This window comes from Citrobacter sp. Cpo074 (assembly GCF_030332745.1).
In the GTDB taxonomy this organism is placed as follows: domain Bacteria; phylum Pseudomonadota; class Gammaproteobacteria; order Enterobacterales; family Enterobacteriaceae; genus Citrobacter; species Citrobacter portucalensis.
Genome location: NZ_JAOWHG010000024.1, coordinates 21,505 through 48,407, shown reverse-complemented (window position 1 = coordinate 48,407; position 26,903 = coordinate 21,505). Strand labels below are relative to the sequence as shown.

The following is a 26,903-nucleotide window of genomic DNA, read 5'->3' as shown; positions in this document are numbered from 1 at the left end:
GCCGGGCCGGTGACAATGGCACTCTGTGGGCCGTCAACGGCGGGTTTGGGCAGGGGGGAAGCTCGCCAAGTCCGGTCAGCCGGGATGACGTCCAGGCTGTTACTGAGCTTGGTGCCTTCACCCTGGTGGCCATGCTGCGCCTGTGGCTGCTTTCCTTTCAGCACACTGCCGGTGACCTGCCACTCCCGGTTCAGCGTTAATGAAGGGTGGCCGGTGAGGGTGAAACGTTTTCCGGGCCACAGTTTCGGGGAGTTACTCTCGCAGGCAGCGGTTTCAGCATCCTGCCGGTGGCCTTCTGCCTGGTAGCGGGCAAAGTCCTGACCGTGCTGCTCGTCCTTGAAGCGTCCCGGCCAGTCGAAGATTTCATACTGGGTGCGCTGACCGTTCAGGTTCGGGGCGTGATGGCTGAAGTAAGCCGGCCAGCCAGGAGCTTTGAAGGTGTAATCCTGGTTTTCCACCGAGGAAGGGCGTACCTGCGCCCGGTAACGAAACTCGCTGATGCATTCCGTGGCGACTTCGCGGGTATTCGGGTTAAAGGACATCTCACCCAGCGTGGAGACCCCGGCCACGTCATCACAGAGCACCAGTTTCTGGTCGGGGCTGGTCGGGTGGAACCAGTCAAAGAAGAAAATGCCCTCTTCAGCCCACAGTCGGATGAGAAAGCCGAGGTCGGTTTCACCGTACTGAACGCAGAACTCCCGCGCCGGGTGGGATTCATAAAAGGAGGGCACCCAGTCGGTGACGCCGTTTTCAGTCAGCAGGGTGGTGGAAATGGCCAGGATATCCTGCTGCTGAAAGATACGGAAGTTCTGTCGCAGGCCACAGCGCCAGAGCGGAGGCGAAATAGTCAGGCTGTAGTTCATCTGCCAGCCGTTGTTTTCCCCGGTTTCCATCCCGGTGATGATGCCATGGAGATAGCGCTGTGGGGTGTTACCCTGCCAGATGGTCAGCGTGGCGTTTTTCTCGAGGAAACTGACGGCGGTGAGGCCGGACCAGTCGCTGGCAATATCGACAGTGAGCAAAAAGGGCGTGGAGATATTCTGGTAGAGGGTAAAGCTGACGACAGCGGTTGCCGTCGGCGTTAATCCGTCAACATCCAGCGTAAAACGCAGGCCCTGCTGTGACATGATTTTCTCCGTGACGTATTGATACGTTTGCAGAAAACCATACGTCCCGAATAATGCAGGGAAAAGCATTTTGGATAAAATAAGCACAAATTCAGAAAACGTTCAGATTACATGCTATTGCAGAGTAAAAAAATTATCAAATTATATACATATGCCAAATTATTACAGATGTAAAAAGCCACCTAAAAGGGGGCTTAAATACTACCCTTCCAGCCCCAGCTGTATTTGTCTTTCTTCTTCCTCTTTAGCTACCTTGTCCTGGTACCGCACATATCGTCGGATTATTTCTTCGTTTGCCCCTACTGAATCCACAAAATATCCTCTTTGTCAAAAGTGATTACCCCAAAGCTTGTGCTTCCTGAGATAAGGAAACTTCGCGAACAGCCTGATGGCCGTTCGCCCCTTCACAAATCCCATTAACTCGGAAACACTTAAACTCGGTGGGGTTCTGACAACCAGATGTATATGATCTATTTGCACGTTTAGTTCTACTACCGTGCATTTCTTCATACTGCAGTAGATGTAAATACTACGGTAAAGCTCTTTACCAAGGTTGCCCTTGAGGATTTTGTATCTGTACTTCGGGGTCCATACGAGATGATACTGACAGCGATAGAAGACGTGGGAAGCGGATTCATATCTGCTCATGCTATTTACTCCTTGATTTGCTGGTAACAAACCGGGGCAGTATTTAGCATGGGCATTCTACGGGCAAAGCCCCAGATGAACGATCACCACCTCCATAGGAGGTGGTTTAGAATTGATAAAAAAAGGTGCGCCAGGAGACGCACCAGTTGTTGCAAAATCAACAATGTGGGGAGATGTTTACCCCTTGCCTTTTACACTGCTGATAAAGGTGGATCGGGCAGATTTGGATCCCAGACGTTCCGCTTCATCAAGCAGCTTCAGCGCTTTATCAACATCGCCTTTCGCCACGGCATCCTTAATCGCCTGATTAAAATAGCTTTCCGTGTCGTTCAGCATTGGCTCGCTTTTCTTCACGGGTTGTGGTGCCGGAGCAGCAACGGCTGCCGCCGGAGCAGCAACGGCCACTGCAGGCGCGGCGGTATTACCAACCGTAACAGGGCCAGGACCGGAAGAACCAAACAGCGGCCCGACCAGTACGCTGGATGTACTGTTGGTTTTCACTTGCAGTTTCACCAGGCCATCGGTGGTATGGCGGGCAATCGGGTCAGGAATATCCGGCACGGAATTACCCACCCCCTTGGCATAGGCTTTTGCCGGGTCGAGCAGGGTCGTGGTCTGCTGGAGATCTTTATCTGTGGTAAAGACCAGAACATACAGTTTTTGCTGGCCCAGCGCTGGCGTCAGACGCATTACGCCTTCCAGACGATCGGCACTCATCACGCCGGGCTCCTGGTAGGTGAAATAGCTGCTGGGGAAGAACGCAGATGGCGTCATGTTTTGGTCAAGAATTAAGACGTTTGGCGCAAATACGCTGGTTTGTTTGTTGACTTCACTGGACAGCGTCAGGGTCAGTTCGCCAATATTCGCCGGTACGCTATAGGCTGCGACCGGGCCAGTAATACCAGCAACATCTAAACGCTGACCTGCATTGGCAAGCTGTGTGGACTGAGTTTTAGATTGATCAACCGGCGTCCAGGTTAACTGTTGCAGCGCAGCAGTGGGGATTGTTGGGGCCGCGGTGGTGTTCTGCGGAACAATATTTACATCGGCCAGGCTGATGCCAGGCGCGCTGGCAAATAACCCTGCAGATAAACAAAGGGCAACGAGACTTTTCTTCATTTTCATTGTTATCACCTCAGATAGCATGGGTTCAGCGGTGGCCAGGCAATAGCGCGCTAAACCGTAATCAAGAGGGGCTTGCGCCCCTCTTTCGGTCTTTACGTCAGGTTAGTGCTGGATTACCACCAGATTTCCATCTGGGCACCGAAGGTCCATTCATCGCTGTCGCCACGGCCAAAGGAGCCGCCGTTAAAGCCGTCTTTAACTGCTTTACCGAAGTTCGCGTTATTAGATGGGTTACCGTTGTAGTCGTAGCCCCACTTCTCATCCCACTTAGCATAGGTTGCGAAGACGCGGATAGCCGGACGAGACCAGATGCTGTCGCCAGCCTGCCACTGTTGTGCCAGAGTAATTTTATACTGGTTGTTGGTATCGCCAGTTTCCTGGGATTTGACGTTGTCGTAGCCCACTTCCAACAAGGTGCTCATGATTGGCGTCCATTTGAACATTGGACGAACGCCCACGGTCCACCACTTAGTGCCGTTGTTGTTATCCCAGTCGATATCCTGGTACATACCGACGTACATCAGGTCCCAACGATCGCCCAGAGAGATCGCGCCGTGGTCGAGGATACGCAGCAGGCTGCCGTTGTTGTTAATGTCGTAAGCAAAGTTGGAGTTGCTATCAATGCCCACGCCAGAGCCCTGGGACAAACCTTTACCCTGAGAGGTCATGGAGTCGGTAGCGTACTGAACCACAAACTTGTTGTAGCCTTTCAGCATGCTTTGGGTGTGTTCAGCGGTGAACATCCAGCCATCTTTAGATGCGCCGTCAACCAGGCGATAATCATCGCGCGGGTTTGCACGACCGTAGTCAACGCCCAGTTCCAGCGTACCGCCTGGGTTAATTTCCATCTGCGCTAAACGAACGTCAAACACGTCGTTCGCGGTACGGGTGGTGTAATCATAAATGCTGTTGCTGGCGAAGGAGGAAGAACCGCCCGCTTCAGAAGAACGGGTTGCAGCCAGAGACAGTTTACCGAAGCCTACATCGATGTTTTCCAGACCCGCACCAGGACCTGAAATATCCCAGTAGTAGAAGTCGATCATGTGGACGTCATGACGCTGATAGAAACGTTTACCGGCCCAGATAGTGGAGCCTGGCAGCCATTCAATCAGGTTTTTACCCTGCACGTTGGCTTCACGGAAGGCCGGGTCAGTCCCTTCCCAGTCATTTTGCTGTGCAACGGAGTAGGCGACGTTGGTGTCGAAGTAGAAGCTCTTATCACCTTCTTTCCACACTTCCTGGCCTAATTTAATTTCAGCGTAGGTTTCACATTCGTTACCGAGACGGTATTTACTTTGTGCACCTGTTGCCTGGAAACATTGTTGTTCGCCGCCGCTACCTGTCCAGCCAATGCCGGAACGAGCATAACCATGGAAATCCACAGCCATTGCCTGAACAGACATAATGCCTGCTGCTACAGCAACCGCCAGAGGGAGTTTGCGCAGAGTAATCATCGTTCTATCTCCTGAGATCATTGCTTTTCTTTAAACGCTGCCACCTTCTAAAACTGCGAATGGTTTTGCGTTTCGTTTTTTTATGGGGACCTTAAACGCCCGGCTCTTGGTGCAACCGACGACATGCAGTGCCATCCTCACGGAACAGATGGCAACGCTCTGGCGGCAGGCCGATAGCGAATGTGGCACCCTCTTCTACCAACACCACGTCGTTCTGGCGGTAAACCAGGTTTTGACGGATGGCGGGGATCTGGATATGAATTTGTGTTTCGTGACCAAGCTGCTCGACCACCTGCACTTCACCTTCGAGGGTGACATCGGCGATATCGCTGGGCAGCAGATGTTCCGGGCGGATACCTAAAGACATGTTGGCGCCAACCTGTACCGCATGGCTGTCTACCGGGAGCCAGACTTGCTGGCGGTTTGGTAATTCAACCTGCACCTGATCAATCGCCGTTGCGGTAACTTTCACCGGCAGGAAGTTCATTTTTGGCGAACCAATGAAGCCCGCCACAAAGCGGTCAGCCGGGTAGTGATACAGTTCCAGAGGCTTACCAACCTGCGCTACGCGACCGGCATCCAGCACCACAATTTTGTCGGCCAGCGTCATCGCTTCGACCTGATCGTGGGTGACGTAAATCATCGTGCGGCCAAGACGTTTATGCAGGCGGGAGATTTCAATACGCATCTGCACGCGCAGAGCGGCATCGAGGTTCGACAGTGGTTCGTCCAGCAGGAATACGCGCGGTTCGGCGACCAGCGTACGGCCAATCGCCACACGCTGACGTTGTCCACCGGAAAGCGCTTTCGGTTTACGCTCCAGCAGGTGTGCCAGTTGCAGAACTTCCGCAACCTGATTCACACGCTGGTTCATCACCTCTTTTTTCGCTCCGGCCAGTTTGAGGCCGAACGACATGTTCTCCGCGACAGACAAATGGGGATACAACGCGTAGGACTGAAAGACCATGCCCACTCCGCGTTCGGCGGGCGGAATGTCGTTCATCCGGGTCTCCCCGATAAACAGGTCACCACTGGTGATGGTTTCAAGTCCGGCGATCATACGCAGCAAGGTCGACTTACCGCAGCCTGACGGTCCGACAAACACCACGAATTCCCCTTCGTGAATGTCGAGATTGATATCTTTCGATACCACCACGTCACCCCAGGCTTTCGTTACATTTCGTAGCTGTACGCTCGCCATGCCCTTCTCCCTTCGTTACAACCTGTCATCGACAGCAACATTCATGATGGGCTGACTATGCGCGATCCCTTGACTGCGTGAATCCTCCACCCCCCGGCTTTTTTATGGGGGAGGAGGCGGGAGGATGAGAGAGCAGCGTCTGAGACCCGAGCCACCAGCCTCAGAGGAATTTCGTGATGCAGCCTGCAAAAATCGGTGGGTTTTTATGTGCGCCAGTACGCAATACTCACATTTATGTAACACAGATCACATAAAGAGCGGGTGGGGCGTAGGGGTAAGGAGGATGGAAAGAGGTTGTCGTATAAAGAAACTAGTAACCGTTAAGCCACCTCTGCAAAATCACCAAACAGGATGGGAACTATGAAAATCAAAACTGGCGCACGCATCCTCGCATTGTCTGCATTAACGACGATGATGTTTTCCGCCTCGGCTCTCGCCAAGATTGAAGAAGGTAAGCTGGTTATCTGGATTAACGGCGACAAAGGCTATAACGGCCTCGCTGAAGTGGGCAAAAAATTCGAGAAAGACACCGGGATCAAAGTCACTATTGAGCACCCTGACAAACTGGAAGAGAAATTCCCGCAGGTTGCCGCGACCGGCGACGGCCCGGACATCATCTTCTGGGCACATGACCGTTTTGGCGGCTACGCTCAGTCTGGCCTGCTGGCTGAAATCACGCCTGACAAAGCGTTCCAGGACAAGCTCTATCCGTTCACCTGGGATGCCGTACGCTATAACGGCAAACTGATTGCCTACCCGATCGCGGTTGAAGCGCTGTCGCTGATTTACAACAAAGACCTCGTTCCAAATCCACCGAAAACCTGGGAAGAAATTCCTGCACTGGATAAAGAGCTGAAGGCGAAAGGTAAATCCGCGCTGATGTTCAACCTGCAAGAACCGTACTTCACCTGGCCGCTGATTGCCGCCGACGGCGGTTACGCGTTCAAGTTTGAGAACGGTAAGTACGATGTGAAAGATGTTGGCGTGGATAACGCTGGCGCGAAAGCGGGTCTGACCTTCCTGGTTGATCTGATCAAGAACAAACACATGAACGCGGATACCGATTACTCCATCGCCGAAGCGGCCTTTAACAAAGGCGATACCGCGATGACCATCAACGGTCCGTGGGCGTGGTCCAACATCGATAAGAGCAAAATCAACTACGGCGTCACGCTGCTGCCAACCTTCAAAGGCAAAGCGTCTAAACCGTTTGTTGGCGTTCTGAGCGCCGGTATCAACGCCGCAAGCCCGAACAAAGAACTGGCGAAAGAGTTCCTCGAAAACTACCTGCTGACCGATCAGGGTCTGGATGAAGTGAACAAGGACAAACCGCTGGGTGCCGTTGCGCTGAAATCCTTCCAGGATCAGTTAGCGAAAGACCCACGTATCGCCGCCACCATGGATAACGCCCAGAAAGGCGAAATCATGCCGAACATCCCACAGATGTCCGCATTCTGGTATGCCGTTCGTACCGCAGTGATCAACGCAGCCAGCGGCCGTCAGACCGTCGATGCCGCACTGAAAGACGCGCAGGGTCGTATCACCAAGTAATGCAGTTGTGAACGTGCCGGATGGCGGCATAAATGCCTTATCCGACCTACATACCCTGTAGGCCTGATAAGCGCAGCGCCATCAGGCACGCTGACCAACAGGTTTTCATTGTTGTTGAGGATTGAACCCCATGGATGTCATTAAAAAGAAACACTGGTGGCAAAGCGACACGCTGAAATGGTCAGTGATGGGTCTGCTTGGGCTGCTGGTCGGTTACCTTGTTGTTTTGATGTACGCTCAGGGGGAGTACCTGTTTGCCATCATGACGCTGATTTTAAGCTCTGCTGGCCTGTATATTTTCGCTAACCGTAAAGCCTATGCCTGGCGCTATGTTTACCCGGGCGTTGCCGGTATGGGGCTGTTTGTCCTGTTTCCACTGATTTGTACGATCGCCATTGCCTTTACCAACTACAGCAGTACCAACCAGCTGACATTTGAACGTGCTCAGGAAGTCCTGATGGATCGTTCTTATCAGGCGGGTAAAACCTACAATTTTGGCCTGTATCCGGCGGGTGATGAGTGGCAACTGGCCCTCACCGACGGTGAAACCGGCAAGAATTACCTTTCTGACGCCTTTAAATTTGGCGGCGAGCAGAAACTGCAACTGAAAGAAGCCGAGGCGCTGCCGGCAGGCGAACGTGCAACGCTGCGTATCATCACGCAGAATCGCCAGGCGCTTACCCAATTGACCGCCATCCTGCCGGATGAAAGCAAAGTTACCATGAGTTCGCTGCGCCAGTTTTCCGGCACGCAGCCACTCTATACGCTCGCTGAAGACGGTACGCTCACCAACAGCCAGAGCGGCGTAAAATACCGCGCCAACAACGATATTGGTTATTATCAGGCGATTAACGCTGACGGTAGCTGGGGTAGCGAAAAACTCAGCCCGGGCTACACCGTTGCCATCGGCTGGGATAACTTCACCCGCGTATTTACCGACGAGGGCATCCAGAAACCGTTCTTCGCCATCTTCGTCTGGACGGTGGTCTTCTCGGTACTGACCGTTATTTTGACCGTTGCCGTGGGCATGGTGCTGGCCTGTCTCGTACAGTGGGAGTCTCTCAAAGGCAAAGCGATTTACCGCGTCCTGCTGATTCTTCCGTATGCCGTACCGTCGTTTATCTCGATTCTGATTTTCAAGGGCTTATTCAACCAGAGCTTTGGTGAAATCAACATGATGCTGAGCGCGCTGTTTGGCATCAAACCGGCCTGGTTCAGCGACCCAACCACCGCGCGTTCGATGATTATTATCGTCAACACCTGGCTCGGTTATCCATACATGATGATCCTGTGCATGGGTCTGCTGAAAGCGATTCCTGACGACCTGTATGAAGCCTCGGCGATGGATGGCGCAGGTCCGTTCCAGAACTTCTTTAAGATAACGCTACCGCTGTTGATTAAGCCGCTGACGCCGCTGATGATCGCCAGCTTCGCCTTTAACTTTAACAACTTCGTGCTGATTCAGCTGTTGACCAACGGTGGTCCGGACCGTCTTGGTACCACCACACCAGCCGGTTATACCGACCTGCTCGTAAGCTACACCTACCGTATCGCCTTTGAAGGCGGCGGTGGTCAGGACTTCGGTCTGGCGGCGGCGATTGCCACGCTGATCTTCCTGCTGGTTGGTGCGCTGGCGATTGTGAACCTGAAAGCCACACGTATGAAGTTTGATTAAGGGAGATAACGACAATGGCTATGGTCCAACCGAAATCACAAAAGTTACGTTTATTCGCAACGCACTTAGGGCTGCTGATTTTTATCGCGGCGATCATGTTCCCGCTGCTGATGGTTATCGCTATCTCGCTGCGCGAAGGTAACTTTGCCACCGGCAGCCTGATCCCGGAAAACATCTCCTGGGAACACTGGAAACTGGCGCTGGGCTTTAGCGTTGAACACGCGGATGGCCGCGTGACGCCACCGCCGTTCCCGGTACTGTTATGGCTGTGGAACTCGGTGAAAGTGGCCAGCATTACCGCGATCGGTATCGTGACGCTTTCCACTACCTGTGCTTACGCCTTTGCTCGTATGCGTTTCCCGGGCAAAGCAACCCTGCTGAAAGGGATGCTGATTTTCCAGATGTTCCCGGCGGTGCTGTCTCTGGTCGCGTTGTATGCTTTGTTTGATCGCCTGGGCCAGTACATTCCGTTTATCGGCCTGAACACGCACGGCGGCGTGATCTTCGCCTATCTTGGCGGTATCGCGCTGCACGTGTGGACGATTAAGGGCTATTTCGAAACTATCGACGGCTCACTGGAAGAAGCGGCCGCGCTGGATGGCGCTACACCGTGGCAGGCATTCCGCCTGGTGCTACTGCCGCTTTCCGTTCCGATTCTGGCGGTCGTGTTTATTCTGTCTTTCATTGCCGCTATAACCGAAGTACCGGTCGCGTCACTGCTGCTGCGTGATGTGAACAGCTATACCCTTGCGGTAGGTATGCAGCAGTACCTCAACCCACAGAACTATTTGTGGGGCGACTTTGCCGCCGCGGCTGTACTTTCAGCCATTCCGATCACTCTGGTGTTCTTGCTGGCACAGCGCTGGCTAGTCAACGGTCTGACCGCGGGTGGTGTGAAAGGTTAAGTTTTACCGAAGTACCTGCCCGGCAACGGGCAATGCCACTGCAACCCTCAACTTATGTTATCCCAACCTGTGACTGTTATTCGGCGCTCTACGGAGCGCCCTTTTTTTATGTTATTTTGCATCACTGTTACGATTATTTCCTTTCGTGCTCTCCATCACTGCAATTCTATTTCCTGTCTGAATATAGATAAATCAAACAGAATTAAGATCACAGAAAAGACAAAACGTAATTGCAATGTAAAAAATGATAATTGTCTTCCCTGCCTGTTAAATTCAACATCACGGCACTGATCAAAAGAGCTGTATCCTCTAAGGCAGGTCTGAATGAACTCTCAATATAATTCCAGTTATATTTTTTCGATTACATTAGTGGCAACGTTAGGAGGGCTATTATTCGGCTACGACACTGCGGTCATATCCGGAACGGTAGAATCCCTGAATACCGTGTTTGTCGCACCACAACATTTAAGTGAATCCGCCGCCAACTCGCTGTTGGGCTTTTGCGTCGCCAGTGCGTTGATAGGCTGCATCATCGGCGGTGCACTGGGCGGCTATTGCAGTAACCGGTTTGGCCGCCGGGACTCGCTGAAAATAGCGGCTCTGCTGTTCTTTATTTCCGGTATTGGTTCTGCCTGGCCGGAATTAGGCTTTACGACGATTAATCCTGATAATTCCGTACCTGTTTATTTGGCCGGATACGTTCCCGAATTTGTTATTTATCGTATCATTGGTGGTATTGGCGTAGGTTTAGCCTCAATGCTCTCACCAATGTATATTGCTGAACTGGCACCCGCACATATTCGTGGAAAACTGGTGTCATTTAACCAATTCGCCATTATTTTTGGTCAACTATTGGTGTATTGCGTTAACTATTTTATCGCCCGTTCTGGCGACGCTAACTGGTTGAATACCGATGGCTGGCGCTATATGTTTGCGTCCGAAAGTATTCCCGCACTACTGTTTTTACTGCTGCTGTACACCGTACCAGAAAGCCCGCGCTGGCTGATGGCGCGTGGCAGACACGAGCAGGCGGAAAGTATTCTGCGCAAAATTATGGGCAGCACCCTCGCTACCCAGGCCATGCAGGAGATCAATCAGTCTCTGGAACATGGTCGTAAAACCGGTGGTCGCCTGCTGATGTTTGGCGCAGGCGTTATCGTCATCGGCGTAATGCTGTCTATCTTCCAGCAATTCGTCGGTATTAACGTCGTGCTCTACTACGCCCCAGAGGTGTTTAAAACGCTGGGAGCCAGCACAGATGTGGCGCTGTTACAGACCATCATTGTTGGCGTGATCAACCTGAGCTTTACCGTGCTGGCGATCATGACGGTGGATAAATTTGGTCGCAAACCGCTGCAGATTATTGGCGCTCTGGGCATGGCCATTGGTATGTTCAGCCTCGGTACCGCGTTTTATACCCAGGCTTCCGGGCTGGTTGCACTGCTGTCGATGCTGTTTTACGTCGCCGCATTCGCCATGTCCTGGGGACCGGTTTGCTGGGTGCTGCTGGCAGAAATCTTCCCCAATGCGATTCGCGGCAAAGCGCTCGCCATTGCGGTGGCCGCACAATGGCTGGCGAACTATTTCGTCTCCTGGACCTTCCCGATGATGGACAAAAATTCGTGGCTGGTTTCCCATTTCCACAACGGTTTCTCCTACTGGATTTACGGTTGTATGGGTATTCTGGCGGCGCTGTTTATGTGGAAGTTTGTACCGGAAACCAAAGGCAAAACGCTGGAAGAACTTGAAGAACTGTGGGAACCCGCCGCAGAGAAAACCCAGCCTGCCTCTGCGCAGTAATCCTGACCTGCAACACGCCGCAGCCCGATTGCGGCGTGTTGTCTTTTACTCTCGCTTCAGCCGTTTTGAATTACACAGCCACAAGGTGATCACCAGCAGCAGGATCGCCGCAGAATAGATCAGCACATCCATCGGTGCTTTATGATCGACAATGATCAACCGCACAATCGCGGTGATCCCGATATAAACAAAATAGCGCAACGGAAAGTGAAACCCCGACTGAAAGTACTTCACAATCAGCGCGATAAATTCAAAATAGAGGAAGTAAACCACCAGCCCTTCCACCAGCTCATACTTGCTGGTTTGTTCCGGCGCGAACAGCACATCCGCCAGATGCAGCGTTTCTTTCCCGAGGAATACAACCAGGATCAGGCCCAGACTCAGCAGTCCCAGATTCAACACGGTCTGTAAGATGGTGGAGATAAACTCCACTCGCGGACGAGATAGCGACGTCATAACAGCACCTCTTACTCAGTGGCGAGGTTCATGTATAACGCAAAAATGTGACAGAGATCTACATTTTTTGTTTATGTTTTGTGCAAGAAAGGTCAGCGGGGAATGATGAATGTCACGACACATTTCACAGGATGAAGTATGCAGCTAAGACAATCCGCTGTCCGCAACGTTACCTGCGGTGAGAACGTGGTAATTTATGAACCCGCAAATCTCTATAATTGCACATTGGGTGACAACGTTTTTGTCGGGCCATTTGTTGAAATCCAGGGTAATACGCAAATTGGCGCAGACAGCAAAATTCAGTCGCACACCTTCATCTGCGAATATGTCACCCTGGGCGCCCGCTGTTTTATCGGTCATGGCGTGATGTTCGCCAACGATATGTTTCGCGAAGGAAAACCCAACGCCGACCGCAACAGTTGGGGAAGAATTTCGATTGGCAACGATGTCTCAATCGGCAGTGGAGCGACCATTCTGGCGGTCACCATCTGCGATGGCGCGGTCATCGGTGCGGGGAGCGTGGTGACCAAATCGATCACCGAGAAAGGCGTGTATGCAGGAAACCCGGCAAAATTATTGCGTCGCCTGTAACTTGCCTGCTGACGGCGCAAATGCCTTATCCGGCCTGCAGTACAGGCAGTTTGTAGGCCGGATAAGCGTAGCGCCATCCGGCTGGCAAACGGCTCGATTACCGGAAGTTCTCACTTCTGTCGCTGGTCATGTCGTACAGACCAAACTTACGTCCAAGCTGCTGGCCGCCATCACGCGTTAACGGCGTCCAGCCAATCGCCGCACGGCTGCGGGTCGGGCCTGACGAGAACAGATCCAGCGGCACGGATACGTACACCCCTTTGGTAAAATCACCCTCTCCGTACTCATCCGGCGAGGCGTCGGTGATGGTCGCATAGCCGCCTACCACAACGCCACTGTCAAAGCGCTTCGCCACTTCCAGCGTTCCGCCCTTATCTCCCGCCAGATACTGACCCACGCTGGCTTTCACCAGTACATCCTGAGCGAATGACGGATTCCAGTACGCCGTCAAATGCCCGGTCTTCACGCTGTAGTCGGTGAATTTCATCATGTCCTGCGCGCTACGCCAGTCACGCTGTTTCACGTAGTTGGCATCAACACCAAACGCCCAGTTGCTGTCCAGCGGACGATACAGCACTTCTGCCCCCGCTCCGCCGTACATGGTTTCCAGATAGCCACCGTAAACCTGTCCGTAGAACCCGTTTCCGAGTGACTGGAAGTAGTTGGCCTGCAGGTTATTCACGTAGACATCGTTTTGCACATACTCGCGCACATGGGTACGCACTCGTGGCAAATGCGAATCCTGCGGCGGGTTGGTGTAGTTAAATTTGTCATAGTTATTGGCGAGGTTGGCGAACAAACTCCCGGTGGTCAGCAGGTGATCGGTAATCCACCAATCTGCCGTTCCCATCACGCCCAACTGATACATATAGAAGTTTTCCGGGCCGCCCACCGACTGGTTAAGCACCGGATCGATGTGGAAATCGAAGCGTGACTTATCGATATACCAGCCCTGCTCGGTCGTTTTCGGCACCACGGGCTCAACGCGTTTTTGCGCCAGCTGGGTTTCATGGCCCAACGGTTCGCCTTCCAGATGACGCTTGAGGCTGGAAATCTCCGTTTCGGTCGTCACCTGCGGCAAGTTAAGACGATTTTCCGTAATACGGATCGTGCGGATCCCATCGGGAAGATCGTTCATCACGATCCGGTTGGCACGTTCGATCCCTTCGCGCGAATCACGGTATTTCACCTGTTCACCGGTCACATACAGCGTATCGCCCTGCACCTGAATTTTAGGATCGGCCAGTCCGGCGTTATATTTCAGCAGCGTTAGCTGATTCGCCACCACCGAATGTTGCAGGATGGCATCCTGCGGCTGTGGCTGATATTTCGGGCGGGCATTGTCGTTATAGTTTGGCCGCAGATCGTTGAAGTTAGTCCGCAGCGTGACCCCAAACATAAAGGTGTTCCCGCGCTCATAGCTGAGGTTAACGTCGGCCCAATCGGTGACGCGATAAATAGCGCCGACGTTAAACTTGCTCTTCTGATCCAGCTTGCCCGCAAAATCCTGCTGGTAATTGTTTCCCTCATACTCCAGTTTCAGACGCAACGGCTGCCAGGGTGTCTGATACTCGACGCCGCCAAACAGCGATGCCGGGCCGTGGAACATCTGGCTGCCGTCAATAGAACCGGCCTGCTTGTAGCTGTTATCGCGATAGCAGAATTTATCGCTGTATGAGCAAAACGGATTGCTGACGTTACCGCTGGTCCCGAGATATCCCCAGCCCAGGCCAAGCGAGAAATCAAACGGCCCCCAGGCTTTATTCGCCACAATATACTCCGCATCGAACAAGCCAGTTCCGCCAATATCTCGCGCGCCAACCGCCACCTGCGGCATCCAGTAGCTCTCTTCCCATAGCCGTAGTTTGAGATCAAAAGCTTTATCCTTGTAAGTCTGATCGCCAGAAAACGACTCCACGCTACTGTATTTTTTGGTACGCACATCGGTATAACGCAGCGTGGTTTCCAGCCACGGGAAGAGCTGCACCGACGCAGAGTAGTAGCGGTACTGATCGTTATCGCGGTAATTGAGGCTCATTTCGCCCTCGCGCGCCATGCGTGCGGTTGGGGTTTGCAGCAGCCCCACGCCGCCAAAATCGGACTGCGAAGGTCCAATGGGCGCGGGCCAGGTTTCACCGTGGCAGGCAACGCTTACGCCCAGCGCCAGTAAGCTGAGCAGGTAAGTTTTTCTCATTATTCGGGTATCCGCTGGGTCAGGGTGCGAAGAATGTCGGCATTAATTTCATCCGGGGTGCTGCTCCAGACAGCATCAGAGAGTCCGACATAAATGATGCTGCCGGGCATCGGCTCAACGTGACGTTTGTTCCAGTAAGCGACCGGTACTTTTTGCGTGCGCCCGTCAGGATAGATAACCCAGGCGAAGCTACGATCCGCGCCGCTGAGCCGACTTTGCCCATCGAGATAACTGGCAACATCGCGCCCGGGCATAAACGGTTGTTTACCCGGATGGCTTAGCAGGCCAAACAGCGTGATATGCGTTGGCTGCGCTCCGACCCACAGCGTGTAATTGCCCTGCAACGGCGGGTTCCCTCGCTCGCTGACGCGCACCACATCCGGGTCAAGATTAATCATCTGCCTGCCAGTCACCTTCAGCGCCTGAATCTGCTGGCGTAATGTGTTGATAGCGGCAGCATCGTCACCGCTTTCTTCTGCGCCCAGCGTCGCCAGGCGAGCCAGTAATGCCTGCTGCTGACGTTCCGCCTCCGTCGTTGCCCGCTCTTCGCTGATAACCGCGCCTGGCCACCAGCTATTGCTCAACCGCGGCTGTCCAACCAGGTCGAGCAGATGTTCGGCCCCGGTCAGCGTTTTTGGCTCTTCGCTGGCGGAGGTAAAGACCTTAACGCTGCCCGCAGCAAAAACAGACGCTGCGCTCAGGTTCAACAGCAGCGCCATAACGACTCGTTTGATCATGATTTTGCCGCCTTAATCAGCGTGGTTTTCACCGGGAAGTAATGCGCGCCAAGATACTGTTCCGACTGGCGAATCTGCCCTTCACTGTCGATCCAGTAGCGGTTATGCCAGCGCGTTTGATCGGTAGTTATCTCTTCATCGAGGATCCGTACCGGGGTGTCATCGCTGCCGACCTTGATGGTGTCTGCGCCATCCCATTTGAAAACCGATCGCGCGGTGGCATAGCGTACCTGCTGATGTTCAGTCCAGCCCATTGTGCGGGTCCACGTTGCGCCATCGACTATCTGATTGGGTTTGATGAGTGGGTCTTCCGCCAGATTATTCACCTCAATTAGGTTGTCCCCGCCGAGATGCGTTTTCACAATGCGCCCATGCTGCGTGACGAGAATAGCCCGATCCTGAGTCACCCATTTCTGCTGTCCGTTTTCCGCAAATGCGAGTACCACAAACAATTGGGGACCGCCGTTTAGCTGCATATACTGGCTGGCGTAGGGCATATTTTGGATTTCATCGTCCGTCATCTGTACGCCGGGAGTACCAAACACGCTATCCCACAGCGAATGCCCCAACCCTTCGGTGGTGGCTGAGCACGCCTGCAGTAACAGGCAAACCATTATGAGCGCTGGTCGCTTCACGACGTTTCTCCGCATTATTGCCGGGTGGCGCAACGCTTATCCGGCCTACAAATCCCACATACTTTTGGCAATTCAAAATAACCACACCGAAGTGTGGTTAGAATTAAACGTACCTTTATTACTGGGTACTGGTGGTTGTGGTGGTTGTGGTTCCGGTATTAGAACCATCGCCGCCACCGGTCGCCGCCAGGGCGACCCCCACTGCAGAACTTACGGTGCTCACGCTGGTTGCGGAGGAACTTCCTGCCGAAACCGACGCGGCAGCCGACCCTGCTGCCTCACCCACCTGAACGGGGGCGGCATAGACAGAAGTCGCCGCAAGCGCAGATATAGCCCACAGGCCATACAGAACTTTTTTCATCACAAATTCCCTTCATTGTATGAATGGAGATTTACCCAAAAGAATTTCGGGCGAGATCGAGTATACACAAGCCAAAGTGTGCAAATTACGCCAAGCGGGAATTTAGGATAATTAGATAACGAAATGTAAAATGATTGGAAAATATAACAAAGACAAATAAATCAATAAATTAAAATATAAAAATTAAAATGCAATATCCGGTAAATCCGAAAACATCAGAAATTGAATAACATTAATAAAATTATTTTAGGATTAAGCTCAATTAAGGTATGAAGTTAAAACGTAGATATCCTGGAGCATTCTTATAAAAAAGCCGATATTAATATCGGCTTTTTATTTCATTAATGCCGGATGCGGCTAAACGCCTTATCCGGCCTACAAGTGTGTGCTATCAGGCACGCCAGGACTTATAACGGTTAATCAAACCGTTGGTAGAACTGTCGTGGCTGCTCACTTCGGAACCATCTTTCAGCTCTGGCAGAATGCGGTTCGCCAGCTGTTTGCCCAGCTCAACGCCCCACTGGTCAAAGGTGAAGATGTTCAGGATAGCGCCCTGAGTGAAGATTTTGTGTTCGTACAGTGCAATCAGCGCACCCAGGCTGAACGGCGTGATTTCGCGCAGCAGGATGGAGTTCGTTGGGCGGTTACCTTCGAACACTTTGAACGGCACAACGTGGTCTAGCGTTGCCGGATCTTTACCCTGGTCGCGGTATTCCTGCTCAACCACTTCACGAGATTTACCGAATGCCAGCGCTTCGGTTTGCGCGAAGAAGTTAGACAGCAGTTTCGGATGGTGATCCGACAGCGGGTTGTGGGTGATGGCCGGCGCGATGAAATCGCATGGAACCATTTTGGTGCCCTGGTGGATCAGCTGGTAGAACGCATGCTGGCCGTTAGTACCCGGCTCACCCCAGATGATTGGGCCAGTCTGGTAATCCACCGCATTGCCGTTACGGTCAACGTATTTACCGTTGGATTCCATGTTGCCCTGCTGGAAGTAAGCCGCGAAACGGTGCATATACTGGTCATACGGCAGAATCGCTTCGGTTTCGGCACCGAAGAAGTTGTTGTACCAGATACCGATCAGCGCCAGCAGCACCGGCAGGTTTTTCTCAGCCGGAGTGGTGGAGAAGTGTTTGTCCATCGCATGCGCGCCGGAGAGCAGCTCAACAAAGTTGTCGAAGCCTACGGACAGGATGATGGACAGACCGATTGCAGACCACAGGGAGTAACGACCGCCAACCCAGTCCCAGAACTCGAACATATTGGCAGTATCAATACCAAACTCGCCAACCGCTTTACCGTTAGTGGAGAGCGCTGCGAAGTGTTTGGCAACGTGCTTGTTGTCGCCTGCGGTCGCCAGGAACCAGTCTCGCGCGCTGTGGGCGTTGGTCATGGTTTCCTGGGTGGTGAAGGTTTTGGAAGCGACCAGGAACAGCGTGGTTTCCGGGTTCACTTTCTTCAGCACTTCAGCAATGTGCGTACCATCGACGTTAGACACAAAGTGCATGTTCAGGTGATTTTTGTAAGGACGCAGCGCTTCAGTCACCATGAACGGGCCGAGGTCAGAACCGCCGATACCGATGTTTACTACATCAGTGATGGCTTTACCGGTATAGCCTTTCCAGCTTCCGGAGATGATCGCTTCAGAGAAGGATTTCATCTTCTCCAGCACAGCATTCACTTCCGGCATGACATCTTTGCCGTCAACGATGATAGGCGTATTGCTACGGTTGCGTAGCGCCACGTGCAGCACGGCACGGTCTTCAGTGCGGTTGATTTTCTCACCGGAGAACATGGACTTGATGGCACCCGCCAAATCGGTTTCTTTCGCCAGATCCTGCAGTTTAGCCAGCGTCTCTTCAGTGATGCGGTTTTTGGAGAAATCCACCAGCATCAAATCGTCAAACGTCGCGGAAAACTTAGTGAAACGATCGCTATCTTTCGCGAAAAGATCCGCGATAGTAACGTCTTTCATTTCTTCAAAGTGTTTTTGTAGTGCCTGCCAGGCTGAGGTCTGCGTTGGATTGATGTTTTTCATTAGCAATACTCTTCTGATTTTGAGAATTGTGACTGAGATCGATTGTAACGCCAGTCACAGAAAAGTGTGATTGTTTTAATGCCATTGCCAGGGCATCCGCCAAACGTGGCTAAAAAGTATAGCGGTTATCAGCGTTGTTATTAGTACCGTTACTCAACGCAGTTGCAGCATGAAAAATCCGCATAATCCCAGCGTTGACAGTGCAAGCTACACATTTTATTTATAAATACGGTATTTGCATTTGCGCCTGCACCGGTTTCTGTTCTGCCTTATGTGCCATGGTCGCTCTATTCATTCCCTGACACGAGGTAGTTATGACTGATGTAGTTGTCTCCAAATTTGGCGGTACCAGCGTGGCGGATTTTGATGCCATGAATCGCAGCGCTGATGTAGTACTTTCTGATGCTAACGTCCGTGTAGTGGTACTTTCCGCTTCTGCGGGAATCACCAACCTGCTGGTCGCACTGGCTGAAGGGCTGGAGCCAACCGCGCGCTTCGAAAAACTCGATGCCATTCGTCAAATTCAGTTCAATATTCTGGAACGCCTGCGTTATCCAAACGTGATCCGTGAAGAGATCGACCGTCTGCTGGAAAACATCACCACGCTGGCTGAAGCGGCGTCACTGGCGACTTCAACCGCGCTGACCGACGAACTGGTCAGCCACGGCGAACTGATGTCTACCCTGCTGTTCGTCGAGATCCTGCGTGAACGCAACGTGCAGGCGCAGTGGTTTGACGTACGTAAAGTGATGCGCACCAACGATCGTTTTGGCCGCGCAGAACCTGACGTCGCGGCGCTGGCCGAACTGGCAACGCTCCAGTTGGCCCCGCGTCTGAGCGAAGGTCTGGTGATTACTCAGGGCTTTATCGGCAGTGAAGGTAAAGGCCGCACCACCACGTTGGGGCGCGGCGGGAGCGATTATACGGCTGCCCTGCTGGCCGAAGCGCTGCACGCCACGCGCGTCGATATCTGGACCGATGTTCCTGGCATTTACACGACAGACCCGCGCGTTGTTCCGGCGGCGCAGCGTATTGATGAAATCGCCTTTGAAGAGGCCGCAGAAATGGCGACCTTTGGCGCGAAAGTGCTACACCCGGCAACGTTGTTACCTGCCGTACGTAGCGATATCCCGGTGTTTGTTGGCTCCAGTAAGGATCCAAAAGCAGGCGGTACGCTGGTATGCAATAAAACAGCGAATCCACCGCTGTTCCGGGCGCTGGCACTGCGTCGTAAGCAAACGCTGCTGACGCTGCATAGCCTGAATATGCTGCACTCTCGCGGCTTTTTGGCGGAAGTGTTCGGCATCCTCGCACGCCATAACATTTCGGTCGATTTAATTACCACATCCGAAGTCAGCGTGGCGCTGACGCTGGATACCACCGGTTCGACCTCCACCGGCGATACACTGTTAACACAGTCTCTGCTGATGGAACTGTCTGCCCTGTGTCGGGTTGAAGTGGAAGAAGGCCTGGCGCTGGTGGCACTGATTGGCAACGACCTGTCCAAAGCCTGTGGCGTGGGTAAAGAGGTGTTCGGCGTACTGGAGCCATTCAACATCCGCATGATTTGCTACGGCGCGTCCAGCCATAACCTGTGCTTCCTGGTGCCCGGTACTGAAGCCGAACAGGTGGTACAGAAGCTGCACCATAATTTGTTTGAATAAAATTTCATCACGCAATAAACAATAACTATAGCCGGGCTCGAACCCGGCTTTTTTATAACAACACATTTCAATCGCAAGGAATATAACATGCTCGCTACTCTCACGCGGCTGTTCCCGTTATGGGCACTGCTGCTCTCTGTTGTTGCGTATTACACGCCCACCACCTTTACGCCTGTCGGGCCATTCGTGCCGTCGTTACTGATGCTGATCATGTTCGGTATGGGCGTTCACCTGAAGGTAGACGACTTTAAACGCGTACTCTCACGTCCTGCACCAGTCGCGGCGGGTATTTTCCTGCACTATCTGGTGATGCCGCTCGCCGCATGGATTTTAGCGCTGGCATTTAATATGCCGCCGGAATTGTCCGCAGGGATGGTGCTGGTCGGTAGCGTCGCCAGCGGAACAGCATCAAACGTAATGATCTATCTGGCAAAAGGCGATGTGGCGCTCTCTGTGACTATTTCATCGGTTTCAACGTTGGTCGGCGTTGTCGCCACACCGCTGCTGACACGGCTGTATGTCGACGCGCATATCCAGGTGGATGTGATGGGTATGCTGCTGAGTATCCTGCAGATCGTGGTCATTCCAATTGCGTTGGGGTTGGTCATTCACCACCTGTTCCCACGCGTCGTAAAAGTCGTGGAACCGTATCTGCCCGCATTTTCAATGGTGTGCATTCTGGCAATCATCAGCGCCGTCGTGGCGGGTTCTGCCTCGCACATTGCATCCGTCGGCTTTGTGGTGATTATCGCCGTAATCCTACATAACACCATTGGCCTGCTCAGCGGCTACTGGGGCGGAAAATTGTTTGGTTTCGACGAGTCAACCTGCCGTACGTTGGCAATCGAAGTGGGCATGCAGAATTCAGGACTTGCCGCTGCGCTGGGCAAGATCTACTTTGGCCCGCTTGCCGCCCTGCCTGGCGCGTTATTCTCCGTCTGGCACAACCTTTCCGGTTCGCTGTTGGCAGGCTACTGGTCCGGTAAGTCGATTGAAGAGAAACCACACTCAGTAAAACAACACTAATCTTCATAAATGGAGGAGGCATCCTCCATTTCTCCCTACCCGCATTTGAACCCCATCACAAAACAACAAACATCAACATAAAACAAAATAATTATTTAATTGTTATTTTTCAATAAAATACACAAACAAACCTGTTTTTAATTCAAATTTAATCATTTTTCTAATGTTGATTTAGTTTGTTTTAATTGGGAATATGATTTCACTACAACACAGATAAACCCTTACCCTATCTTCGAGGCCGCTATGAAAAAAATTGCGATTATTGGAAGCAGTGGAGGCAACCTCTACAACCTGGGTGGTGCTGAACCAGAAAAGCTACTCCAGGAAATTTACCAGCAGTGCGAAGCCGCAGGAGTGGAAGTTGCCGCTGTGCAGTTCATTGCGGCAGAAGCCTCAATGGACGTTGCCAAAGCTCACACGCCAGCGTCGGTATTTGCACTAACCACAGAAAACCAACAAAAACCACAAAGGATATTTCAGGGCAAACTTTCAGATGTGAACGACTCGGTAGTTGAGAGCGATTGCAGGATTGCTGAAATGATCCGTAACGGTGAGATCGACGGGATCATCGTGATGAGCGCCGATCCGGTGAAGGCCAACCAGGCTGTCTTTGCCGCAGCTGTTGAAATGAAAACACCGATTGTTGGCACCGGCGGAACCTCAATGGCGCTAGTGGCGGCAAAAGGGGCAAATGTCGTCGCAACCTCGGGCACGACGGGTACCACCAGCCGAACCCGCGCAGTCTCCTTCATCGCATCACTGTGTAAGCACTGGGGCGTTAAATACAAACCACAGTTGGGCAGTGCCTCTCCTTCACAGGGCGGTTCTGGAAAAAGTCTGCTTAAGCGCTTCAATATTCGCAGCATAATGATCCCTGCGCTGCCGGGCTTTATTGCCATGGCAATCGTGCTCGCACTCAGTCACATTCCGGGCCTGGAAAAACTCAACGATATCTTTGAAATTCTACTGAAGGGCCTACCGGTTTTAGTGGCGGTTCTCGCAGCAAAACAGATTTCGGAACTGGATGAAGTCTCAATTGTTGCCGGGGTGGTCGCCGGAGTACTTTCCGTCGAAGGCGGTCTGATTGGAGGGATCATCGGTGGTTTGATGGCCGGGATTTTCGTTCGTTGGCTGTTCGAATTATGCCTGAATTGGCGCTTTCCGATGACCACCGTCAACATTGTAGCGGGTGGGATCTCAGGCCTGGCCGCTGGGTTAATCATGCACTATCTGCTGAGTCCGCTGGCGCTGTCAGCAGGTAATTACATCAAACTGGCTATCGAAAGCACGCTGGCCTTCAGCCCTATTCTTGCCGGCCTGCTGGCTGGGTTGGTTATCTGGCCAGCTATTCTGGGGGGAGTCTATCACGCAGTCATTCTGCCGCTGGTGCTCCTGGAAATGGAAAAATCCGGAGTCAGCTTCCTCGGCGCTGTCGATATGGTAGGCCTGGTGATGGTTGCTGCAGGAATCAACCTGGCTAACGTCATCGCACCACGAGAAAAAAGCGAAGCAGCCGTCGCGACGCCCGGCCTGCTTATCAACCTCGGCTTTGGGACCTTCGTTGAATCGGCCTATCCGTTCATGTTTGCCAACAAAATTGTCTTTGGTTCAGCGATCGTTTGGGCCGGTCTGGGCGGCATGATGCTGGGTTTCTTTAACGTCAAAGGCGTGGCTTATGTCCCTGCATTTGCCTCTCCGTTCTTATCCAGCAATGCGCTGCAAATGGCGATTGTGATGGTTACCGTCATGGGCCTGACCTGTATTTCCACCATTATTGCCAACCGTTTTAAGGCTGTCGCGCAGAAAGAATCTACCGCGTCAGCCCATTAATTAATGCACCAACACCAGAGGTACACCATGTTTAAAGGCGATATGAATAAAAAACGCGCTAAAGCGTTACAGAAAGTGAAAGATGCCATCACGCTGCACGGCGGGCAAACCATCCTCAGCACAGGGATAACCGGCGACGATGCGCGTCTGGCAAAAGCAGTATGTGAGGCGGGCGTTAAGCTGCTCGAACCGAACCATCCCGCACTGGCGCTGGCGCGTGGGCATAAGGGGGTAAGCAACATGCACGCGGCAGAACAAATCCGCCACGAAATCACCAACAGCCAGATGGCCGAAGCAGTACATGGCGTACGTAATGTGGTTCCTGACGATATCTTCATTACCGTCGGTATCGCAGGTGGCTTTACCGAAACGTTACCGGTCCCGCTCACGGAAACAGAGATACTGGAGATTGCTCGTGCTGGTGCCGATGGCTTACACACTCATAAATCCGACTGGGACGATCTACAGGACATCGTTAATCTCGCCCATCAGTATGGCCTGACCGTTGATGCTTATATTGGTCACCCGGATGACCTGCATACCTTCGGTATTCCTGCACGCACTCCGGAAGAGGTCGCCAGCGTAGCAAAACGGATGCAGGAAATTGGCGTCGACATGATTGGTTTAATGACCGGTATGAGCTACGAAGGCGTAGCCGCAGGTGATATTCCGCAAGCCATTAAAGATCGCCTGTGGGCACTGGTCGGCGCGGTAAGCGTGCCGACGCTGGCGGAAGGCGGAATTAACCTCGCCAATGCCAAAGCGTTTAAGGATACCGGGGTCAATATTCTGGTCGTCGGTACGGCAATCGACAATATGGTCTGCAACGCCGCCAAAGAGGCTGTCACACCGTTTATTGCGCATTGATATTAAGGGAAAAGAAGCATGTTACTGGTCACCGATCTGGATGGAACACTACTGACTTCGCAAAAGACAATCAGTCCACGCACGCGTCAGGCACTCGTAGAATTCCACCAGCGCGGTGGCCTGTTGGCCGCCTGTTCCGCCAGACCGGTCTCCTCTATGATGCGCCTGCTACAGCAGCAGCAGGTCAATGCGCTGTTTGGCTGGTGCGCAGGCTTTAACGGAGGTCAGATCCTCGAGATGGCGCAGCAGCGCAATATTCATACTGCAGCGCTCTCCTGTATGAATCTTCGGGATATTGACCGACATATTGCACTTTCCCTCTGCCCTCATCACTTTTTTAGCGCCGATGCTATTTATCATCGTTGCGACCTACAGGTAGCGCCATGGACAACTTATGAAGCCCGTTTATTTGAATTACCACTTATTCCTGCAGCACCCGGTAATATTTTAAACCGACAAGATATTTATAAAATCACACTCGTTACTGAGCAGTTAAAAATAAATGCGTTGTGTGCAGACGTGAATAATAAATTGCCTTATGGTTATACAGCGACTATCACTGGGGAGAATTACATTGATATCCAACGTAGCGAAATAAATAAAGGTTATGCTATTAGCATGTTAATGCACCAGCTAAATATAACAGCCGATAAAGTTGCGGCGATTGGCGACCAGCAAAACGATATCAGTATGTTTTCCGCCGCCGGCATTGGTATTGCAATGGGGAATGCGCCTGAGGTAGTAAAACGACAAGCCAGCTATGTGACGGCCTCTAATGATGATGAGGGTATTGTCTGTGCGCTGGAGTGGTTGCGTTGCTCTGCACATCCAGTTACCATGCGCCAAAGCACGACGTTGGCGGAAAATAATGAACCCGATTAAAAGAAGAAAACATATCCTCGATGAATTAAATAAATTCGGTGAAGTGACGGTTATCAAATTATCGGAAACGCTAAAAGTCACATCAGAGACCATTCGCCGCGATCTCTCCATCCTGGAGTCTGAAGGGCAAATTACCAAGATTCACGGCGGAGCCGTCAAAAAGCAGGTTGTTCAGGAAGATGAATTTGGCGCGCGGATTGATATACACCGCGAAGAAAAAATGGCAATTGGTAAACTTGCCGCCGGGATGGTCAGCGAGCACGACACTCTATTCATTGACTCCTGTACAACAAATCTTATTCTGGCCGAACAATTACCTCCTCTGGCCTACTCCGTTATTACTAACTCAGCCTTAATTGCCGATAAAATAAAAGAACATAATCTTAAAGCGCGCGTTTATGTATTAGGTGGTGAATATGACTACCATTTCCGTGCCAATCTCGGCGTCTCCGTTTGTCAGCAAATAAACACTATTCACGCAGATATCTGCTTCATCGGCGCGGGTGGTATTTCACCTCAACATGGTGTGCTGGTGAAAAGCTTCGATGAAGCCTATGTTGCCAAATCAATGATTGCTATGAGTAAAAAGTCGGTAATTCTTGCCGACCATACAAAATTTGGCCAGGACGGAGTGATGTGTATCGCCACATTAAAAGAGATCGATAACATCATCACAGACAAACGATTCGGAACAACGGGCTATACACAGCAGGACTTCGCCGGAAAATTACGTATTGCTGAATAATACAATACATGACGCTATCAGCAGGTTCTGGATTACCGTACACTGAGGATATCGGCTAACAGAGGGCACCCTTATGGCACTCCCCCGCATTACCCAAAAAGAGATGACCGAGCGCGAACAGCGTGAACTGAAAACGCTGCTCGACCGCGCGCGCATTGCACATGGTCGTCTGCTGACCAACGCAGAGACCAACAGCATCAAGAAAGAGTACATCGATAAACTGATGGCCTTGCGCGAAGCAGAAGCTAAAAAAGCCCGCCAGTTGAAGAAAAAGCAGGCCTATAAACCGGATGCGGAAGCATCGTTTTCCTGGTCAGCAAATACGCCGACGCGCGGCAGACGTTAACGTCCCTTCTTCTTACGTCCCGGCGAAGTAAAACGCTTACCGTTTGCCGCCGGGCGCGATTTCTCTTTCTCCGCTGATTTTTCGATTTTCACCACCGGACGCTTAATGCCTGCGGTTTTTGGCTTCGCTTTCGCCTTCGGTTTGGCTTCTGAGGACGAGTTCTCAATCAGCTTGAACAGATCGATCAGTTCGTCATCTGTCAGGTCGCGCCATTCACCAAGCGGCAGGCCAGACAAACCAACGTTCATGATACGCGTACGCTCAAGCTTGGTAACTTCATAGCCAAAGTGTTCGCACATACGACGGATCTGACGGTTAAGCCCCTGAATCAGCGTAATACGAAACACAAACGGCGCTTCTTTCTTCACCTTACATTTTTTGGTGACGGTACCGAGAATGGGCACACCGGCCCCCATCCCACGGATAAAGTCATCAGTGACCGGCTTATCGACCGTCACCAGATACTCTTTTTCGTGATCGTTACCGGCACGCAGGATTTTATTCACCAGGTCGCCGTGGTTGGTCAGAAAGATAAGTCCCTGGGAATCTTTGTCCAGACGACCAATTGGAAACACGCGCTTGCTGTGATTCACGAAATCAACAATGTTGTCGCGCTCGCTGTCTTCGGTGGTGCTGACAATCCCTACCGGCTTGTTCAGCGCGATAAAGACCAGATCTTCCGCTTCACGCGGCTCAATCAACCGACCATTCACTTTTACGACGTCGCCAGGCATCACCTGATCGCCGATGGTGGCGCGTTTACCATTCAGGAAGACATTCCCTTGTTCGATAAAGCGATCCGCCTCGCGACGCGAGCAGATTCCGCTTTCACTGATGTATTTATTTAATCGGATGGATGAGTCGGGCAGCATAGTTTCTCCTTTGACAGCGAAATATACCCTACCTTGCGGACGATAAAAAATAATCGTGTTCGACTACCCACGCGCTATTTGTGATCCGTCACACCTTTTGACACAAAAGTGTCAGCGATCCATCCCTGCAATTTTGTTGAGTGAAAACAAGCAGAATCAATATATTAGAG

At 52.1% G+C, this 26,903-nt stretch carries 23 protein-coding genes and 1 pseudogene; 12 read left to right on the top strand and 12 right to left on the bottom strand.

The features are described from left to right. The 5 genes and pseudogenes from tssI to malK form a co-directional block, all read right to left on the bottom strand. The coding region (gene tssI, locus OGX83_RS02525; protein WP_286587284.1) for a type VI secretion system tip protein TssI/VgrG at positions 1 to 1,127 on the bottom strand (1,127 nt) is incomplete at its 3' end. 201 nt (positions 1,128 to 1,328) lie between these two features. Continuing rightward, positions 1,329 to 1,775, bottom strand: a pseudogene (gene tnpA / locus OGX83_RS02520) (IS200/IS605 family transposase). A gap of 177 nt (positions 1,776 to 1,952) precedes the next feature. Continuing rightward, entirely contained in the window at positions 1,953 to 2,900 is a 948-nt protein-coding gene (gene malM, locus OGX83_RS02515) for a maltose operon protein MalM (protein ID WP_286587283.1), read from the bottom strand. 113 nt (positions 2,901 to 3,013) lie between these two features. Next, positions 3,014 to 4,354 carry a maltoporin gene (locus tag OGX83_RS02510; protein WP_133085647.1) on the bottom strand — a complete coding sequence of 447 codons (1,341 nt, stop codon included), beginning with the start codon at positions 4,352 to 4,354 and terminating at the stop codon, positions 3,014 to 3,016. A gap of 91 nt (positions 4,355 to 4,445) precedes the next feature. Next, positions 4,446 to 5,555 (bottom strand): maltose/maltodextrin ABC transporter ATP-binding protein MalK, encoded by a 1,110-nt coding sequence (malK, locus tag OGX83_RS02505; RefSeq protein ID WP_008786916.1) that lies wholly within the window; start codon positions 5,553 to 5,555, stop codon positions 4,446 to 4,448. A gap of 360 nt (positions 5,556 to 5,915) precedes the next feature. Here malK and malE point away from each other — a divergent pair, with 360 nt between their 5' ends. From malE to xylE, 4 genes are all read left to right on the top strand, one after another. Beyond that, a complete protein-coding gene (malE, locus tag OGX83_RS02500; RefSeq protein ID WP_003031680.1) occupies positions 5,916 to 7,106 on the top strand; it encodes a maltose/maltodextrin ABC transporter substrate-binding protein MalE in 1,191 nt (396 codons plus the stop codon). A gap of 130 nt (positions 7,107 to 7,236) precedes the next feature. After that, positions 7,237 to 8,781, top strand: coding sequence for a maltose ABC transporter permease MalF (malF, locus tag OGX83_RS02495; protein WP_003826577.1), 1,545 nt, complete (start codon positions 7,237 to 7,239; stop codon positions 8,779 to 8,781). Between the two features lie 14 nt (positions 8,782 to 8,795). After that, positions 8,796 to 9,686: a maltose ABC transporter permease MalG gene (gene malG / locus OGX83_RS02490; protein WP_003826575.1), complete on the top strand. Its 891-nt coding sequence runs from the start codon at positions 8,796 to 8,798 to the stop codon at positions 9,684 to 9,686. A gap of 324 nt (positions 9,687 to 10,010) precedes the next feature. After that, positions 10,011 to 11,486: a D-xylose transporter XylE gene (gene xylE / locus OGX83_RS02485; RefSeq protein WP_286587281.1), complete on the top strand. Its 1,476-nt coding sequence runs from the start codon at positions 10,011 to 10,013 to the stop codon at positions 11,484 to 11,486. Positions 11,487 to 11,531: 45 nt separating this feature from the next. On the opposite strand, the gene psiE is transcribed toward xylE, so the two are convergent. Beyond that, entirely contained in the window at positions 11,532 to 11,942 is a 411-nt protein-coding gene (psiE, locus tag OGX83_RS02480; RefSeq protein ID WP_003031674.1) for a phosphate-starvation-inducible protein PsiE, read from the bottom strand. 138 nt (positions 11,943 to 12,080) lie between these two features. On the opposite strand from psiE, the gene OGX83_RS02475 reads away from it, so the two are divergent. After that, positions 12,081 to 12,533 carry an acyltransferase gene (locus OGX83_RS02475; protein WP_008786912.1) on the top strand — a complete coding sequence of 151 codons (453 nt, stop codon included), beginning with the start codon at positions 12,081 to 12,083 and terminating at the stop codon, positions 12,531 to 12,533. 97 nt (positions 12,534 to 12,630) lie between these two features. Here OGX83_RS02475 and OGX83_RS02470 read toward each other — a convergent pair whose 3' ends face one another. From OGX83_RS02470 to pgi, 5 genes are all read right to left on the bottom strand, one after another. Further along, entirely contained in the window at positions 12,631 to 14,727 is a 2,097-nt protein-coding gene (locus tag OGX83_RS02470; protein ID WP_286587280.1) for a YjbH domain-containing protein, read from the bottom strand. Beyond that, positions 14,727 to 15,464, bottom strand: a complete 738-nt coding sequence (locus OGX83_RS02465) for a capsule biosynthesis GfcC family protein (protein ID WP_048236357.1) — start codon at positions 15,462 to 15,464, stop codon at positions 14,727 to 14,729. The genes OGX83_RS02470 and OGX83_RS02465 overlap by 1 nt, the downstream gene beginning before the upstream one ends. Then, positions 15,461 to 16,099, bottom strand: coding sequence for a YjbF family lipoprotein (locus OGX83_RS02460; RefSeq protein ID WP_020996091.1), 639 nt, complete (start codon positions 16,097 to 16,099; stop codon positions 15,461 to 15,463). The genes OGX83_RS02465 and OGX83_RS02460 overlap by 4 nt, the downstream gene beginning before the upstream one ends. Before the next feature lie 118 nt (positions 16,100 to 16,217). Continuing rightward, positions 16,218 to 16,460, bottom strand: coding sequence for an exopolysaccharide production protein YjbE (gene yjbE / locus OGX83_RS02455; protein WP_003826562.1), 243 nt, complete (start codon positions 16,458 to 16,460; stop codon positions 16,218 to 16,220). Between the two features lie 391 nt (positions 16,461 to 16,851). Beyond that, the gene (pgi, locus tag OGX83_RS02450; protein WP_003826559.1) at positions 16,852 to 18,501 is read right to left on the bottom strand and encodes a glucose-6-phosphate isomerase; all 1,650 of its coding nucleotides are present in this window, start codon (positions 18,499 to 18,501) and stop codon (positions 16,852 to 16,854) included. Between the two features lie 314 nt (positions 18,502 to 18,815). Between pgi and lysC the strand changes: the two genes are divergently transcribed. The 7 genes from lysC to OGX83_RS02415 all read left to right on the top strand — a co-directional run bounded on the left by lysC (position 18,816) and on the right by OGX83_RS02415 (position 25,861). Beyond that, positions 18,816 to 20,165, top strand: a complete 1,350-nt coding sequence (gene lysC / locus OGX83_RS02445) for a lysine-sensitive aspartokinase 3 (protein WP_032942084.1) — start codon at positions 18,816 to 18,818, stop codon at positions 20,163 to 20,165. Between the two features lie 87 nt (positions 20,166 to 20,252). Further along, complete coding sequence (panS, locus tag OGX83_RS02440; RefSeq protein ID WP_032942083.1) at positions 20,253 to 21,191, top strand: ketopantoate/pantoate/pantothenate transporter PanS; 939 nt, start codon at positions 20,253 to 20,255, stop codon at positions 21,189 to 21,191. 243 nt (positions 21,192 to 21,434) lie between these two features. Then, entirely contained in the window at positions 21,435 to 23,021 is a 1,587-nt protein-coding gene (locus OGX83_RS02435) for a hypothetical protein (RefSeq protein ID WP_057068619.1), read from the top strand. A gap of 27 nt (positions 23,022 to 23,048) precedes the next feature. Further along, entirely contained in the window at positions 23,049 to 23,888 is an 840-nt protein-coding gene (locus OGX83_RS02430; RefSeq protein WP_032942081.1) for a beta/alpha barrel domain-containing protein, read from the top strand. An 18-nt stretch (positions 23,889 to 23,906) separates the two neighbouring features. Then, a complete protein-coding gene (locus OGX83_RS02425) occupies positions 23,907 to 24,770 on the top strand; it encodes a Cof-type HAD-IIB family hydrolase (RefSeq protein ID WP_071445339.1) in 864 nt (287 codons plus the stop codon). Next, positions 24,757 to 25,515 (top strand): DeoR/GlpR family DNA-binding transcription regulator, encoded by a 759-nt coding sequence (locus OGX83_RS02420; RefSeq protein WP_153753896.1) that lies wholly within the window; start codon positions 24,757 to 24,759, stop codon positions 25,513 to 25,515. Before OGX83_RS02425 ends, OGX83_RS02420 begins: the two co-directional genes overlap by 14 nt. A 73-nt stretch (positions 25,516 to 25,588) precedes the next feature. After that, positions 25,589 to 25,861: a YjbD family protein gene (locus OGX83_RS02415; protein ID WP_003826541.1), complete on the top strand. Its 273-nt coding sequence runs from the start codon at positions 25,589 to 25,591 to the stop codon at positions 25,859 to 25,861. Here OGX83_RS02415 and rluF read toward each other — a convergent pair. Further along, positions 25,858 to 26,733 (bottom strand): 23S rRNA pseudouridine(2604) synthase RluF, encoded by an 876-nt coding sequence (rluF, locus tag OGX83_RS02410; protein ID WP_008786901.1) that lies wholly within the window; start codon positions 26,731 to 26,733, stop codon positions 25,858 to 25,860. The two genes, OGX83_RS02415 and rluF, sit on opposite strands and share 4 nt — an antisense overlap. Between the last annotated feature and the right edge of the window lie 170 nt (positions 26,734 to 26,903).